At 41.3% G+C, this 15844-nt stretch carries 13 protein-coding genes; 3 read left to right on the top strand and 10 right to left on the bottom strand.

The features are described from left to right. Positions 1-21: 21 nt before the first annotated feature. Positions 22-2049 carry an OmpA family protein gene (locus ABD985_RS12830; RefSeq protein ID WP_345372324.1) on the bottom strand — a complete coding sequence of 676 codons (2028 nt, stop codon included), beginning with the start codon at positions 2047-2049 and terminating at the stop codon, positions 22-24. Between the two features lie 9 nt (positions 2050-2058). Beyond that, a complete protein-coding gene (locus ABD985_RS12825; RefSeq protein WP_345372322.1) occupies positions 2059-3177 on the bottom strand; it encodes a tetratricopeptide repeat protein in 1119 nt (372 codons plus the stop codon). Positions 3178-3454: 277 nt separating this feature from the next. On the opposite strand from ABD985_RS12825, the gene ABD985_RS12820 reads away from it, so the two are divergent. Both ABD985_RS12820 and ABD985_RS12815 read left to right on the top strand, forming a co-directional pair. Then, positions 3455-3817 carry a CidA/LrgA family protein gene (locus ABD985_RS12820; RefSeq protein ID WP_345372321.1) on the top strand — a complete coding sequence of 121 codons (363 nt, stop codon included), beginning with the start codon at positions 3455-3457 and terminating at the stop codon, positions 3815-3817. After that, a complete protein-coding gene (locus ABD985_RS12815) occupies positions 3814-4512 on the top strand; it encodes an LrgB family protein (RefSeq protein ID WP_345372319.1) in 699 nt (232 codons plus the stop codon). The genes ABD985_RS12820 and ABD985_RS12815 overlap by 4 nt, the downstream gene beginning before the upstream one ends. 193 nt (positions 4513-4705) lie before the next feature. Here ABD985_RS12815 and ABD985_RS12810 read toward each other — a convergent pair whose 3' ends face one another. The 5 genes from ABD985_RS12810 to ABD985_RS12790 all read right to left on the bottom strand — a co-directional run bounded on the left by ABD985_RS12810 (position 4706) and on the right by ABD985_RS12790 (position 10173). Then, positions 4706-6061 carry an N-acetylmuramoyl-L-alanine amidase family protein gene (locus tag ABD985_RS12810; protein ID WP_345372318.1) on the bottom strand — a complete coding sequence of 452 codons (1356 nt, stop codon included), beginning with the start codon at positions 6059-6061 and terminating at the stop codon, positions 4706-4708. A 296-nt stretch (positions 6062-6357) separates the two neighbouring features. Further along, positions 6358-7191, bottom strand: coding sequence for a thymidylate synthase (locus tag ABD985_RS12805; RefSeq protein ID WP_345372317.1), 834 nt, complete (start codon positions 7189-7191; stop codon positions 6358-6360). Between the two features lie 59 nt (positions 7192-7250). Continuing rightward, positions 7251-9431: a heavy metal translocating P-type ATPase gene (locus tag ABD985_RS12800; RefSeq protein ID WP_345372315.1), complete on the bottom strand. Its 2181-nt coding sequence runs from the start codon at positions 9429-9431 to the stop codon at positions 7251-7253. Between the two features lie 4 nt (positions 9432-9435). Continuing rightward, positions 9436-9651 carry a heavy-metal-associated domain-containing protein gene (locus ABD985_RS12795; protein ID WP_345372314.1) on the bottom strand — a complete coding sequence of 72 codons (216 nt, stop codon included), beginning with the start codon at positions 9649-9651 and terminating at the stop codon, positions 9436-9438. 105 nt (positions 9652-9756) lie between these two features. Beyond that, positions 9757-10173, bottom strand: a complete 417-nt coding sequence (locus ABD985_RS12790; protein WP_345372313.1) for a SpoIIAA family protein — start codon at positions 10171-10173, stop codon at positions 9757-9759. Between the two features lie 320 nt (positions 10174-10493). Between ABD985_RS12790 and ABD985_RS12785 the strand changes: the two genes are divergently transcribed. Next, a complete protein-coding gene (locus tag ABD985_RS12785) occupies positions 10494-11375 on the top strand; it encodes a YicC/YloC family endoribonuclease (protein ID WP_345372312.1) in 882 nt (293 codons plus the stop codon). 45 nt (positions 11376-11420) lie between these two features. On the opposite strand, the gene ABD985_RS12780 is transcribed toward ABD985_RS12785, so the two are convergent. The 3 genes from ABD985_RS12780 to ABD985_RS12770 all read right to left on the bottom strand — a co-directional run bounded on the left by ABD985_RS12780 (position 11421) and on the right by ABD985_RS12770 (position 15795). Beyond that, complete coding sequence (locus ABD985_RS12780; protein ID WP_345372310.1) at positions 11421-12764, bottom strand: NAD(P)/FAD-dependent oxidoreductase; 1344 nt, start codon at positions 12762-12764, stop codon at positions 11421-11423. 217 nt (positions 12765-12981) lie between these two features. Next, positions 12982-13329 carry a hypothetical protein gene (locus tag ABD985_RS12775; RefSeq protein ID WP_345372308.1) on the bottom strand — a complete coding sequence of 116 codons (348 nt, stop codon included), beginning with the start codon at positions 13327-13329 and terminating at the stop codon, positions 12982-12984. A 15-nt stretch (positions 13330-13344) separates the two neighbouring features. Then, on the bottom strand, positions 13345-15795 hold the full coding sequence (locus ABD985_RS12770; RefSeq protein ID WP_345372306.1) for a penicillin acylase family protein: 2451 nt from the start codon (positions 15793-15795) through the stop codon (positions 13345-13347). Positions 15796-15844 lie beyond the last annotated feature (49 nt).

Raw genomic sequence — 15844 nt, 5'->3', positions numbered from 1 at the left:
ATTAAACATCATGAACATTCACTATTGAATGATTTTCAGTTCTATTCGTCTATTTTCTGAACGCCCCTCTTCTGTTGTATTGTCACGAATAGGTTGCTGTGAGCCATACCCAAAGGCTTTAATACGGTATCGCTTAACACCCTCCTTCATTAGAAACTTAATCACTTCCTCTGCCCTTAGATGAGAGAGCTTGACATTAAAGGTCTCATCACCTGTAGTATCAGTATGTCCAGAGATCTCTACCTTTAACTCGGGGTGTAGTGCAAGGAAACGGGCAATTTGCTTCAGCTCAAATAAAGATGCCTTGGTTAGTCTACTGCCTCCTACTTCATAAAATAAGTTATTCAGTACCATACGCCTTCCTATGGCAATAGGTTGTAGCTCTATGGATAAGAATTTATTGAGTGCAGCATTTACATTGACAGAGTGAAATAGGTAATTATCCGCTGCAATATTAATTGCATAGCTTCCTTCTTTAGGAAGCAGTAAGGCGAAGCGATTATTCTCAGTAGTCAGTTCTTTGATCACTTGTTGTGAGTTAATGTCGGCGACAGTCACGGTAGCCTGAATGACTTCAGTAGCTTGCTTTCCTTTCAAAGAACCATAGATTAAATCTTGCCCTAGTGTATAAGGACGAAGGTGATCTAAATCTTGATTTTCCGCTAACTGAAAGGTAGAATCTACGGATCGGTATTCCAGCGTAGGTGTACGGTTGGTTTTTGGTAAAAAGGCAGAATATAAATCAAAAAGTCCCTGTCCCTCTGGTCGGTCTGAAGATAGGTAGAGGGATTGTCCGCTAGGCCCCATAGACAAGTAAAGCTCGTTGAAAGGAGTATTGACTGGGATGCCCAGATTCTCGGGGGCTTGCCATACACCATCCTTTAATTCTGATACAAATACATCATAGCCTCCTATACTATTGTGCCCTTGGGAGCAAAAATATAGTTGTGTCCCATCTTTACTAATTACAGGACTTTCTTCATTATAAGGAGTGTTCAAAGTGGTAATAGGAGTAGGAATGCCCCACTGATTACCCTTTCGCTCAACTGCATATAGGTCTAAGCCACCTTTCCCTCCTTTTCGGTCAGAGGTAAAGTAGAAGGTATTACCGTCCTGAGAGAAACAGCCTGATGTCTCTCGGTATGGAGAGTTGATAGGTTTAGGAAAAGGAGCTGATTTTGATACTTTAGTGGGGTTATGGGGAGAAACCTTGCTATAGTACAAATCTCCATTGTTGGCCCCGTAGTAGAGTACCAAGGTTTTTCCGCTATAAGAGATACTACATACTGCCTCGTGACCAGTGCTGTTTAAGGTCGTTTTGGCATTTTTTCCTCGATTCCATATCCCTCCTGAACTATATCTTTTAGAGATATAAATGTCTTCATAGTATTCCTGATCAATATCAACCGTCTCATCACGATAATTATAGCGTCGAGCAGTGTAATACATCACTTTACCATCAGGATGAATGACACTACCATATTCGTTGAGTCTTGAGTTGATACTCATACCCAGATCTGCTATGGTAGAGCCGCTACGCTGATCAGCCAGAAGCTTTCCGGAGGATACATATTGCTCTACTCGTTTGATCTCTTCATATAAAGGGTCCTCCCCATTAAGAAGTGATTTCCCTTCTTGTAAGTAGATCATTGCTTTATCCCAATCGCTATTTAGATGGTATGCTTGCGCAATTCTTAGCTTTACTTTGGCGGAACGTTCTTCGTAAAGCTCATCTGCCTGCAGCCAATAACGAAGGGCTTCATCGATTTGAATCGACTCTTTATTGAAATAGCATTCCCCAATTTTGAAGCAGAGTTCCTGGTTGGAAGGATTGAATCTATAGGCCCTAAGGTACAGTTTTAGTGCTTGTTTGTAGTTTTGCTCAATGCTAATTAAGCCATCTGCTTCACGGATATTTCGTTTGGCTCTTTTGAGGTCTTCTTTTTTTTCAGGGAAAGAAGCAGACTCAAAAGGTACGTTTTGTCCATAGACTTGTAGGGACAATAGTATGAGTGAAAAAATGATCTGTATTTTCGGTAGTATAGGCATGAACTTCATCTATTTACAGTCCTTTAGGTATTCGTTGGCAATACTAACGCCATTTGCAGCAGCTATTTGCCATGATTGACAGGCTTTGTCATACTGTTGTAGCATCTCCTCTGCAATGCCCTTGTTGAGGTAGGCACTTCCATTCTTTGGCGAAAGTGCGATAGCCTGATTAGTATCATTGAGTGCTGATTCCGCCTTCGAACGCAGGATATATAAGGCTGATCGGTGAATATAGTAATGAGCCTTAGGTTGTATGCTAATGGCCTTGTTGACATCTGCCATCGCTTCTATATAAGAGCGTTGACGGTATTTTTGTAAACTATACAGAAAGTAGGCTTCTGCTGTAGAAGCTTGCTGTTGTTCCAGTGTAGTGATCAGAAGGTCAACTTGTTTATACTCTTTTTGTTGCTCCAGTAAAACGCCCAATGTAGTCAGATAAAGAGTAGAGTCCTTAGCTATAGTAGTCGCTTGCTGATAAGCTTGTGTAGCACCTGCCATATCCTCTTGTAGTAACAAGATTTTTCCTTTTTGTGCCCATAGGTCAGCAGCACTTTCATTTTGTTCAAGAAGCTGGTTGATGTCTTTGATGGCAAGGGTATAATCGCCTTGTGCAAAGTAAAGATCACTTCGTTGTTGTAAGGCTTTTTCAGAAGGATTGTACTCCATTACTTTATTGAGTGCTAGGATAGCTTTGTCGTATTGTTCCATGGAGGTATAGAGGTGACTAAGTCCCCAATGGGCATAGGTTAGACTATCGTTGAGTTGGGTAGCCCGTGTCAGGTAGCGAACAGCATTTTCACGATAGCCATTTTTCAAAAGTAACAATCCCGTATTGGCAAACCCTTCAGCAAACTCGGGGTACAATCTTAGGGCTGTATCCAGATAGGCAAAGGCAGCTTTAGGTTGTGCCATAGACTCCGCTTCAACGGCTTTTAATAACAATACTTTACTGTATTCCTGTTGCTCCTTTATAATATTGGCTTGTACCGGTTCAGGGTACTGCTGAAAATCCTCTGCAGTAATAATCTTTCCTTGATAGCGATAATATTGACTTCTCCTTTGTTCTTGCCCTGCTACTTGCAAGAAAGGGAGTAAGGCAAGGAAGAGTAGGATAAGCGTTTTATACATAGAGTGTTTAGTTTGTTTCTACAGTGTTTGTTCATGATGTTTGGTTGAATCGTTGAATCGTTGAATTGAGCTTTGCTCGTTGATTCGAGTTGATATGTTATATGAGTATGACACATATCAGCTAACAGTTCAACTCGAATCAACTCACCAAAGGTGAAATTCAACGATTCAACGATTCAACCAAACATCATGAACACAAATTTTAGGCAAAATTGGTACTTTGTACAGAAAATCTATACCAAAAGAACGATTTTTAAGGAAATTTGATACAGTGATTATGAGAAAAATATATGAGATGCTCCGGGGATTTCTTCTCTTGTTGCTCTTCTGGGGTATAGGAGAGTTATGTAGTAGGTTGATTGAGGGGTACCTACCAGGAAGTGTACTGGGTATGGCTTTGATCTTTGTGAGCTTACAGTATAAGCTGATCCCTCTACATTGGGTTAGAGAGACGGCAACACAGTTAACCACTTATATGGCATTATTTTTTATTCCGGCAGGAGTGGGGATTTTACAGCACCTGGACTTATTACAACAAGCTTGGCTGCCGATTGTGTTGGCTTCTAGTGTGAGTACGGTCTTGGTAATATTGGTTGTGGGGAAAACGTATGAGTACCTGGAAAACAGAAAAAGAATATGAGCGAGTTATTACAGTCTAAGTGGGGAGCTGTGCTTCTGACAATTCTGGTTTATTTACTTTTTAGAAAGGTTCAGCAACATTTCCGATGGGCCTTGTTGAATCCAATATTGTGGAGTATCACGGTGTTGGCCGTTGTTTTATATACCTTGGATGTGCCTTATGTCGCTTATGAGGAAAGTGCAGCGTCAATTTCCTTTTTGTTGAGTCCCTCTGTGGTTGCTTTGGGGGTGTTGCTATACATGAAGTATCCTATGTTTAAAGGAAATATTAAGCCCTTAGTATTGGCCCTTTTTATCGGAAGTGTAGTAGGTGTTTTGAGTGTGGTGCTTTTATTGTTCGTGCTGGGAGTAGATGAGGTATTACTGGTTACACTAGCACCTAAATCAGTGACGACACCTATAGCGATGAAAATAACTACGTTGTTGGGAGGGATTCCGTCCTTGGTTGCGGTGGTCGTGATCTTGGTCGGAATATTTGGAGCAGTAGTAGGACCAAAGCTTTTGCAGTGGGCAGGAGTCAAAAATAAGGTAGCCATTGGTTTGTCTCTAGGAGCAGGAGCACATGGAATAGGAACAGCAAAAGCCTTGGAAATTGGGATATTGGAAGGAGCTGCAGCTGGTGTAGCAATAGGAATAATGGGGGGCTTTACCGCTTTTATTACACCGCTGATAGGGGCGATTTTTAGACTATTTTAATGAATTATTACCGATGTGCTTAAAATATAAAAAAGTTCCATTTATAATTGTCTATTAAGATTTATTCACTATATTTGAATCATAAAGGGAAATTTTTATCATTTTGTGGTGATTATTTCTTCTGACAATTAATTTTTCATAGCTGGTTGAAAGAATCACAATGGGCAGGCTTCTAAGTCTGCCCTTGTGTTTTTTATTCGGTAAGTATTTTTGAGTCAGAAAGGTACTTCATAATTCCCTCGTAATAAGCATTGGCTACCTGTACCACTCTGCTACTGATTTTCCCTTCTTTAAGATTATTGCCATTTAAAGCTTTCAGCTCTAGCTCATTGTCTTGGAATAAAGGTTCCCCATAACAGATTGGCGTATTCAATAGTCGACACAAACGGAGATTTCGGGCATACACACCTTTATCTAGTCGAATCGCTAGTTTTTGCAAATAGGCAGGTTCTTCCTGTTTACTAACGGCAGGGACCTGTAGTTTATTTTCAAAAGCCTGCATGACGTGTGCAGAGAGTTTCGAAGATTCTTTTACTTGTTCACTAACCAATACCCGAATAAAGTCATAACGATCTCTAGGGGTTCTCATTTCGTATTTAAGAAAAGCACCAGGGACGAACACCATTCCAAAATTTCTCTTGGAAGGCTGCTTCCATCCAAAGTTTTTATCATCTGCATTATAGTGAATGACAATGGTTAAGTGAGGCTTGAAGTAGTTGATTTCTGCAGCTCTCAACTCCAAGTCATCCTGTAGGAAGTACTCTCGGTAAATCCTGTACTCCGGTGATTTAAGGAGTGTTTGCTGTATCTTGTGGGAGGAAAGCCCCATGTCTTTTAGTTTTTCGGTTAGGTCTGTTTTCTTCCATACCTCATAAGGTTTTCCATTGGCCCCTTGATTAGGCTGATCCCTGGAGATAAAGACCTTGGCGCCTTGCTTTTCCAGACTATCTTTTAAAACCATAGCCGTAGAAAGCGTAAGGTCACCTTCTTTCAGTTTATAGGTATTCCCCTTGTAGTTCATTTCAATAAAACGCCCTTCAGCTTTTGCAAGATCCATGTCTCCAGCAATATGCCCTGGGTCAATGGCAATGCGGATACCCGACAAAGGCAGTTTTTTCTTTCCTTCTGCAGCTTTTTCAAGATAGTGATTGCGCTTCAGGATCTCGATGGTCGTATTCTCTTGTATATTGAATGGACGAGTGCCTTTTCGTTGATAAAGGGCGAACTGCAGGTTACGATCAGTATACTCAATCAAGTCTTTAAAGCGTTCAAGTTCGTCCCATGCCAAATGGAACTCTGGCTTGTCAGCTTTTTTATCCTCTGGAGAGGCATACATGCTGATGCCTTTTTCGTGAATCTTATAGTATTCATGAATTATGGCATCTTTTACAAGAAATCGATTGGCTCTTTGCTGATAGTATTCCTGTAGTTTTGTGATTTCTGATACCGGTGGTTGTCCCCAACTATTGGTGATAAATCCCACAATAGTAAGGGCTACCAATAGCGCCTGTTTGATGATGAATATGTTAAAGGAATAAGTTACTTTCATAATATTAGAAACATCTCTTAAAGCGATAGAAGCAGGCATCGCCACAGTATGGTACGGTCAGAAAAAATATTCTAGGGTTATGATGTTTGCTGATAGATGGATTTCGTGTAATAATATTGTTCTGATAACGAATAAACAACCCACTTTCGTATAGTGGTTGAACCGTTGAATCGTTGAATTGAGCTTCGCTCGTTGATTCGAGTTGAATCGTTTTATGACTTCAGTCAACAATTCAACTCGAATCAACGAGCGAAGCTCAATTCAACTCACCGAAGGTGAAATTCAACGATTCAACATTAAATAGCGATAGGAGCTTTGATTGCTGGATCATACTCATAACCTATGAGTTCAAAGTCCTCAAACTTGTACTCAAAAATAGAGTCAGGTTTACGCTTTATCTTTAAGGTTGGTAATTTCTTTGGTGTACGTGATAGCTGAGTCTTAACTTGCTCAAAGTGGTTGTTGTAGATGTGTACATCCCCTCCGGTCCAGATAAACTCACCTACTTCCAGGTCACATTGCTGGGCAATCATATGTACAAGTAGCGAATAGCTTGCAATATTAAAGGGAACCCCCAAGAAACTATCTGCAGAACGTTGGGTAAGCATACAAGAAAGCTTTCCGTCTGCAACATAGAGCTGGAAAAAAGCATGACAAGGGGCTAATGCCATTTTCCCTTGGGCAGCATTTTCTTGTGGAGATACTCCTTCATCCGGTAAGTCTCCTACATTCCAGGCAGAAACAATGATACGTCTACTGTTAGGTCTTACTTTTAGGTCTTCAATCACACGGGCAATTTGATCAATTTCCTGACCGTTCTGTGATTTCCAATGTCTCCATTGCACACCATATACTGGCCCTAGTTCTCCTGTCTCTGTAGCCCATTCATTCCAGATTTTTACGCCGTTCTCTTGTAGGTATTGTACATTGGTTTCCCCATTCAAGAACCAAAGCAGTTCATGGACAACGGATTTCCAGTGGATTTTCTTAGTGGTAACAATAGGGAAACCTTCCGATAAGTCAAAACGCATTTGGTAACCGAAGAGACTTTTGGTTCCTGTACCAGTACGGTCACCCTTTTGGGTACCTTTCTCTAGGATATCTTCTAATAGTTGGTGGTATTGTTGCATAGTTCTAATTAGACGGTCGCTAAAATCTTTACGGCTGCAAAGGTAAAGATTTTTCCTTACTATATCGGTCGATTGATTTTTTTGCGCTTGAGGGCCAGACTATTCAATACCACAGATATAGAACTTAAAGACATGGCTCCTGCTGCAATCATAGGGTTAAGCGTTAGTCCTAAGCTGCTAAAAGCCCCGGCGGCGATAGGAATGGCAATAATATTATAGATAAAGGCTAAGAATAGATTTTGCTTGATATTTTTTAGCGTTAGCTGTGATAGCTTAATGGCACTATTCAATAATCCTAAGTCTCCTTTCAATAGGGTAACATCAGCAGTTTGTATAGCGACATCAGTCCCTGTTCCCATGGCAATGCCTATATCAGCTTGGGCAAGGGCTGGAGCATCATTGATGCCGTCACCCACCATTCCGACTTTTTTAGCGTGTTTTTGCCATTCCTTGATTAATGTGAGTTTCTCATGGGGCATCAACCCGGCATGTAGATGAGTAATGCCTGCTGCCTGTCCGATCGCCTGAGCGACCATAGGTTGATCACCGGTCAGTAGATGTACTTCCATACTATAGTCTTGTAAGGAATCGACTACTGCTCGGGAGGTCGGACGGATATTGTCTGCGATCTGGAAGTCTCCCAGTAGTTGTTCTTCCTGACCAAAGAAAACCTGTGTGCTATCTTGACTTTTGGGCTTGAATAAGTCTGCCTGACTTTTACTAAAGCGTTCTACAATACGTCGGTTGCCTAACCAATATTTTTTTCCTTCATAGCTGGCAGTCATACCTTCCCCTGGGTAGGTTTTACTATTTTCTATTGTAATAGGATAATATCCTCTTTTATCCATAAAGTTAATAATAGCCTGTGCCAAGGGGTGAGTACTTTCTTTTTCCATGGCATAGACCACGGCAAGTGCATCACTTTTCAACTCCTCGGCAGCCATCGGATGCCATTGCAGTTCACGAACTTCTGGACGCCCTTCTGTAATAGTACCCGTTTTATCAAATCCCATAATATCCAACTCTTGAAGAGCCTGTAAGCTTTCGGCATTCTTGAAAAGGATTCCCATGCGAGCGGCCTTGCCTATTCCCACCATAATGGCAGTAGGGGTTGCCAATCCTAAGGCACATGGGCAGGAGATGATCAGCACAGATACCATCATGGATAGTGAAAAGGCAAAAGAGTTACCAATGACGAAGTACCAGATGGAAAAAGTAATCAGGGCAATAAGAATAACAGCCGGAACAAATACACTAGAAATCTTGTCAGCCAGCTTTTGAATAGGGGCTTTACTTCCTTGAGCTTCTTTGACCATTTGTACAATATGGGACAGGGTAGTTTCTTCTCCTACCTTATCAGCAATCATAGTCACTGTATCCCCTGTATTGATCGTAGCCCCTGTTACTGTATGTCCTCTTTCTTTATATACAGGAACAGGTTCTCCTGTAATCATGCTTTCATCAGCATAGGTATTTCCTCGAATAATACGTCCATCTGCAGGAAACTTCTCACCTGTTTTTACTAATAGGCGATCTCCTTTTTTGATGTCCTGGGCAGGGATGGAATGTTCTTCTCCATTACGGATAACTATAGCTTTTTTGGCTCCCAAGGCAATCAAGGCTTCCAGGGCCGTTCGGGTTTGTCGTTTGGCTCTGCTTTCTAAATACCTTCCTAAGAGGATAAGGGCAATAATCATACTGGCAGCTTCATAATAGAAGCCTTGGGTGCCGCTCCAATTCGGAAAGAAGGTTTGTGCCGCACTGAATAGAAATGCCACTCCTGTTCCCATCGCCACCAAGGTATCCATATTGGCGGAGCCGTGTTTGGCTTGTCGATAGGCAGTGACAAAAAAGTCTTTGCCACTATAGAAAATTGTAGGTAAGGTGAGCAAAAACATTAGGTAAGGAGCAAAAGGGATGGTCCAAGGTCCCATGGCAATGAACATAATCAGGAAAGAAGCACTCATGGCAACCCATAGTTTATATTTGGGGGAATGGTCTTCTTGCTCGACGGTGTTGGGGGCGGCTACCCCTTCTTCTTTTAGGGTGTATCCCAAGTCCTTTAGTAAGGGTGTGAGGTCTTGAACTTGCACCTTTTGCTCATCAAAAGTGATCTGCACAGAATGATTGGCATAGCTGGCAGACACCTCTTGTACACCTTGTTGCTTGTGGAGTTGCTTTTCGATGATTTGTGCACAGGCAGCACAAGTCATTCCGTTGACAGATAACGTTTTTTTCATTGGTTTACCCAGCCTTTTCAATTTTAAACCCTACTTTTTCTACGGCAGCCATAACTTGTGCTTCCGTTAGTTCATCCTCACCCTTTACGGTCAGTACTTTTTTAGGGTTATCGGTGTCAACAGACCACTCTAGGATATCAAATTCTTCATTGAGGGCAGGGGTTACCTTTGCAATACAATTGCCACAGTTGATATTGGTATGAAACTGATAGGTTTTCATCGTATAATTATTTTTAGTGATTTAATAATAGAACAAATTACGTATTCCTTTCACTTAGAATAATTATAGAATTCAGGAATTGTTTTATAAAATTTAAGTGGTTACTCAGTTTTGTGAGGTAGTCAGCCAGTCCATAGCCTCTTCTTTATCTTTAAAGTATTCGTATTGTGTTTCGCTAGAAGGGAAAGAGGAGTAGTCTTGTTGAGAATACTGCACAAAGGTTTCGTGAATTTTCTGAGTCACCAAAATAGCCATCTTTTCTACCCCTATATTCTTTAAGGGAATATTGAATTTTTGAACTGTCCAGTGTTGTAGCTCGGGAGAGATTTGAAAGAAAAAGAGTCGAGTGTCTCCCAGCCATTTTTTAGGTTGGTGTTGTTCTGCAATAGTAATTAAATCCAATAAAGTCGCTTGGTAGGCTTCCGCATCCATTTGCAGGGAAGCAGGCTTCCATTGCACTTCAATAAGGTTTTCATTACACCGATGGGTAATACTGATGTATGGAGACTCTTGAATGATCATGAGTGAAATTGGGTTTTGTAGTGATTCACTTACTTGATGTTGAGTTAGTTTAAGTATGGAATAAAGGTAATAGATTGGTGTGGGTATCAATAAAGAATAATGCTTTTTATTAAGCACCTCAGATACAACGATAAGAAAATAATATTGTTTACAGTTATTAAGTAAAAATATCAATTTGTAAGTTTTTGGGGGTTAGTTCATTACTATTCATCCCTATCGACTTGTTTAGAATACATTAAAGCCTTAGTATTCCTTAGTAGAAAAGTACTATCTTTAAGGAAGCTATAGTGCATAAAATAATAAATTAGATATACCTATATATGATTCAGTCAATGACGGGATTTGGTCGTGCTCAGATTGAAAACGATCAACTTAGTGTAAGCGTAGAAGTCAAAACTTTGAACTCCAAGTTTGCTGATGTGATGGTGAAAATGTCCCATGCATTTTCAAGCAAAGAGATCGAAGTACGTAATTTGTTGACCAATAGTCTTTTGAGAGGTAAGGTGATCCTTACCATCGCTTACGCCTCAAAAAGCGCTGAAGCGCAAAAGGCAAAAATCAACAAAAATGTGGTGAAGGCCTATTATCAGGAGTTGAAGGAGATTACTCAGGAAGTGGGAAGTGAGGAAACGGGTGATTTGTTGGCGACTATTATGGGACTGCCAGAGGTATACGCCAAGGAGAGTAATGCTGAGGTATTGGAGAATGACTGGGTTTTTATTAAGCAGGCCATAGAGGAAGCGATCCAAAACTGTATCAATTATAGAAAAGAGGAAGGAAAAGCCCTAGAGAAAGCATTCAAGGATAATATCGATACGATTGGTACAAACCTGAAAGGAGTTGAAGATAGAGATCCTATCCGTTTAGAGAAGATCCGAGAAAAACTGAGAATGCAGGTACAGGAGCTGGAGAATAACGATAACTTTGATCCTAACCGTTTTGAGCAGGAACTAATTTATTATATTGAAAAGTTGGATATTGCTGAAGAAAAGGTGCGATTGAGCAACCACCTTTCTTACTTTATTGAGACCCTGGAATCTGCAGAGTCCAATGGTAAGAAGCTAGGTTTTATCAGTCAGGAAATCGGTAGAGAAATCAATACTATTGGTTCCAAGGCTAACGATCTGGAGATTCAGAAAATGGTCGTGAATATGAAGGAAGAGTTGGAGAAGATTAAAGAACAAGTACTGAATGTACTATAAAGGATTAAATCAAAAGGGCCGCATCCACGATGCGGCCCTTTTGATTTAAAACACAATGCGTTCTTCTTCTTCTTTTTTCCTTCGATCATTTCGAAGCTGTAAGTCGAAGGGGCGTATGATTAGTCGAATACCTCTATCATAATTGACATAGTTCCATAGCCAGTTCACAAAGACAATGGCTTTGTTGCGGTACCCTACCAAGGACATGATATGGACAAACATCCAGATAAACCAGGCAAAGGCTCCTTGGGACTTGAACTTGCCTACTTCAACTACTGCTTTGTTTTTACCAATGGTAGCCATAGCCCCTTTATCCTTATAGGTAAAGGTTTTCAGATTTTTTCCCTTTACTTTAGCCCAGATGTTTTTTGCTAATAATTTAGCTTGCTGAATAGCTACAGGAGCTACCATAGGATGTCCAAAAGGATAATCTTCTGTAGTCATTTGCGCTACATCCCCAATCGCATAAATATTATCGTAGGATTCCACTTGGTTGAAGGAGTCCACTTTAATTCTTCCATTATTCTGAACAACATCCTCTTTTAGGCCCGCAATATGATTGCCTTTTACTCCTGCGGACCAGATCAGGTTACTGCCCATGATCTCTAGTTTTTGTCCTGAAGGATTCACGGTAGCATCTACCTTATGTCCATCGTGATGTTTGACCATCGTATCTAGCCATACATTTACGTCCAGTCGTTTGAGGTAGTCCAATGCTTTTTGAGAAGATTTTTCGGAGAGGGCACTCAATAGTCTTGGCCCGGCTTCTACCAGGTGGATCTGCATACGTCGCACATCCAGTTCAGGATAATCTTGTGGGAGTACGTGTCTCTTGAGCTCTCCCAGTGCACCGGCCAACTCCACTCCTGTAGGACCTCCCCCTACAATAATAAAGCTCATCATGCTCTCCCTTTTTTTAAGGTCGGCAGTGATGAGCGCTTTTTCAAAGTTTTGTAACATGAGGTGACGAAGGTCCAAAGCCTGTCGGATGGTTTTCAGGGGCATGGATTGATCTTCGATCACATTCATTCCAAAGAAGTTGGTACGGGACCCTGTCGCGATGATAAGGTGGTCGTAACTAAGGGAGCCAATATTGGTTTCTACGATTTGCTCTTCGGGAATGACTTTTCTGACCCGAGCATTTCGGAAGGTGATATTACGTTGGTGCTTGAAAAGTTTTCTTAAAGGAAAAGAGATAGAGTCGGGCTCTATACCGGCGGTTGCTACCTGATAGAGAAGTGGTTGAAAGGTGTGATAATTGTTTTTGTCTAGGAGGACGATTTGTACTTCTTTGTTTTTAAACTCTTTGGCTAGACGGATGCCTCCAAACCCACCACCAATAATAACGATTCGTGGAACATTTAATGGGGGTACAGCAATGTTTTCCATAAAAATACGATTGTGTTGAACGGTAACCTGTATTCCCGATGAGGGAGTTAATACTTCCAATGAAACACTTATAAAAGGAATACAAGTAGAATGCTTGTTTAGTTTACATTGTCTCTCGTTTTCATCACAATAGTATACGTAGAAAGTCAGAAAAGGTTAACAGTAGGGGCGACCCTTGTGGTCACCCCTTATATTATGGTCCTTTTTTATCAAAAGGTTACCTTTTGCTACCATTCAGTATGCCACCAGTTAGGCCTCCCATACCGCCTACCAGTCCACCCACCAATGCAGTGAATAGCATCACAGAAACAGGGTTAGGGGCTTGCAGGATCTCAGCAATCTTGCTTGATAGTAGGGAAGCATTTGCTTGGTCAATATTCCAGGCTACAATGGCCCAAAGTATTCCTACTCCAAGAAAGCCAGATAAAAAAGAGCTGAACTTGCGACTGCCAATAATGATATTAACAGCGAAGGCTGCGATGGCAATGCTCCACCACGGTAATACAAGTTGAAGTAGCCCAGCAGAAAGGGCAACTAATGTGGTTTTTAAAAGTATATATTTCATAGGTGTTGAATGCTTTTATTGTTTGTCGAAGCTAATTTTGGATAGGATATGTTGTCCATCAATATTTCCTTCCTGAATGGCTTGCTTGCTCATGAAGTCCAGAGGATAAAGGTCACAAGCTTCCCATCTGTTGATCTGTTGGTCGTAGAAAGGGCTGCCAGGGTTTCCTGATTGTCCTCCTGGATAGGCAGCCCATGCTTTAGTACCTTTAGGGTCTAGCTCTACGATCATTCTCCACGATGGCCCATGCTTTTCGCTCGTGGCATTGACTACTCCTCGGTTACCTCCGTTACGAATACCAGTGATATTAAACGGTTTTAGTACTCTGGAAAGGTGTTGGACGGTTGTGCTTTTAAAGGCTGCCCAATCTTTTTCCCCTTCTTGTTTCCCTTTCCAGTCGTTTACTTCTTTTACGGCTTGTTGGAAAGATTTAAGTACAACATCCTGAACAGTTTCTTTCTCAGGAGTTTCCTGTATATCAAACAATGAAAGGTTCGGTTGCTCTGCCATTAGTTTGATGGTGACCGTTTTATTAGGCTTGATATAACTAATGTCTTGGTCCTTGGCCATCTCATCCCATATCATAGGGTATAGGATTCTCCACCATTGCTCAAAATATACAGGAGCAATTTTTTTCGCATCGTTGAAGTGATCCCAATCCTTTAAAGATTGTAGAGCAATTTTCTCGTGACCGTTGAGCGCTTCTTCTGGGATGTATTTTATAATTACCTCCAATGCTTCTTTGGCCATCAAGTTATAGTTATCATTCAGTAACCCTTCGATGGTTTCATGGTTAGCATTTTGCATTTGCCCCAGTTGATCATTGATACGGCGGTTACGGTAGTATTCGTAATGCGCATCAAAATGATAGTATGGATAGCTATCATCTACAGGGTGTTGATTGGCAGAACTTACAAATCCTCTTTCTGGATTTCGTGTGTAGATATTGTGTTCTGCAGGAATGAATCCTTGCCATGCCATATCAGAGCGGGAACCATCCATTACGAACTTGCCTTGCTCTTCCCACTTAAGAGGGAAACGACCTTGTACTGTCAAGGCGATGTCTCCATCGTTGGCTGCAAATACAAAGTTTTGCGCAGGACAGCTAAAGTATTTTATCGCATTTCGGTAGTCTGCATAATTTTTTGCTCTATTTAGATGATAAATAGCGACTACCTCTTCCGTTGGATCATGCGCTACCCAACGCATAGCGTAGTTTTGCTTCTCCTTATGAGTACCAAAGGTCTCGTCATACATTACTGGGCCCCATTGCGTATACGTGACGGTATCGATAAAAGCTTCTTCTCCACGAACCTTAATGGTCTCGATACGTTTTTCTGCTTTTACCCATTTCCCATCTAATAAGTACTCATTCTTCGTACTGTCCTTAAAGGTTACCTTATACCAATCGACTACGTCTCTACGAGCGTTGGTAACTCCCCAGGCGATATTCTCATTGAATCCACTGATCACACCAGGAGCTCCCGGTAAGGATGCGCCCATAACATTTTGCTCCGGAGAGGTGATGTGAATCTCATACCAGATTGAAGGAGCATTAAGGCCCAAGTGTGGGTCATTGGCCAGCATAGGGTGACCACTCTGTGTTCTGGCGCCACTTACGGCCCAGTTGTTGGAACCATTATCCGGATCAGGTTTAGTGTTCAGGTCTTTTTTATGTGTTAACAATGGAGTTACATTGTTAGGCTTTTGAGCTGCGGCAATTTGAAAATCCCATGGAGTCGTACCATTGACGATAGGATCTTGCATCTTAAGCATATCCGGATAAAGAAGATCAAAAGTGTTTCTCCCTAACAGGGCTAAAGCATTGGAGTATTCGAAGTCTGCATCCCAACTGCTAAGACTTTCCGCCATATACTTTAGCAAGTAAGCCGATTTCAATAAGGTCCATGGCTCTGGTCGATAGTCCAATAACTTGTACTCTATCGGTAGGTCAGCGTAAGATAAGCTATTGATATAGGCGTTGATACCGTTACGATAGGCTTCAGTCACCGCTAGTGCTTCAGGATTTTTTTTCAGTTGACGAAGGAAGTTCTCAGCACCAAATCCCATTCCTTTGCGACGCATTTCTCGGTCCATGCCCAGTACTTTCTCATTTTTTCCAAGAATTTCTGAAAGTCTACCGGCAGCGGCATGTGTTTGTAGTTCCATTTGCCATAGACGATTGGAGGCAGTTACATATCCTTGAAGGAAGTAAGCATCCAAGTCATTTTCTGCATAAATATGTGGAATCAATAGGGAGTCGTAGAGTACGGTCCCTTTGCCTTTTAATTGTTGATGAGCAATATTTTCGTCTACTGCGATATTTTTTTCCTTGGCATTTTGCCAGAACCCATTGAAAGGATCTAAAAACTTACCCAATGGAGGCACCACTCCGATCTTGGTGTTAAGTACAGCGATAAGGCCAATACTGAGCAAACTGCTCATTAGCCCCAAGTAGTATTTCATGTTAATCTAGTTTAATAAGTATGGAAAGTATTCTATCAGCATTATGTCA

The sequence above is a fragment of the Algivirga pacifica genome, assembly GCF_039543525.1.
Lineage (GTDB): Bacteria > Bacteroidota > Bacteroidia > Cytophagales > Flammeovirgaceae > Algivirga > Algivirga pacifica.
The sequence above is the reverse complement of the archived record's forward strand: the minus strand, read 5'-3'. Positions and strand labels throughout refer to the sequence as shown.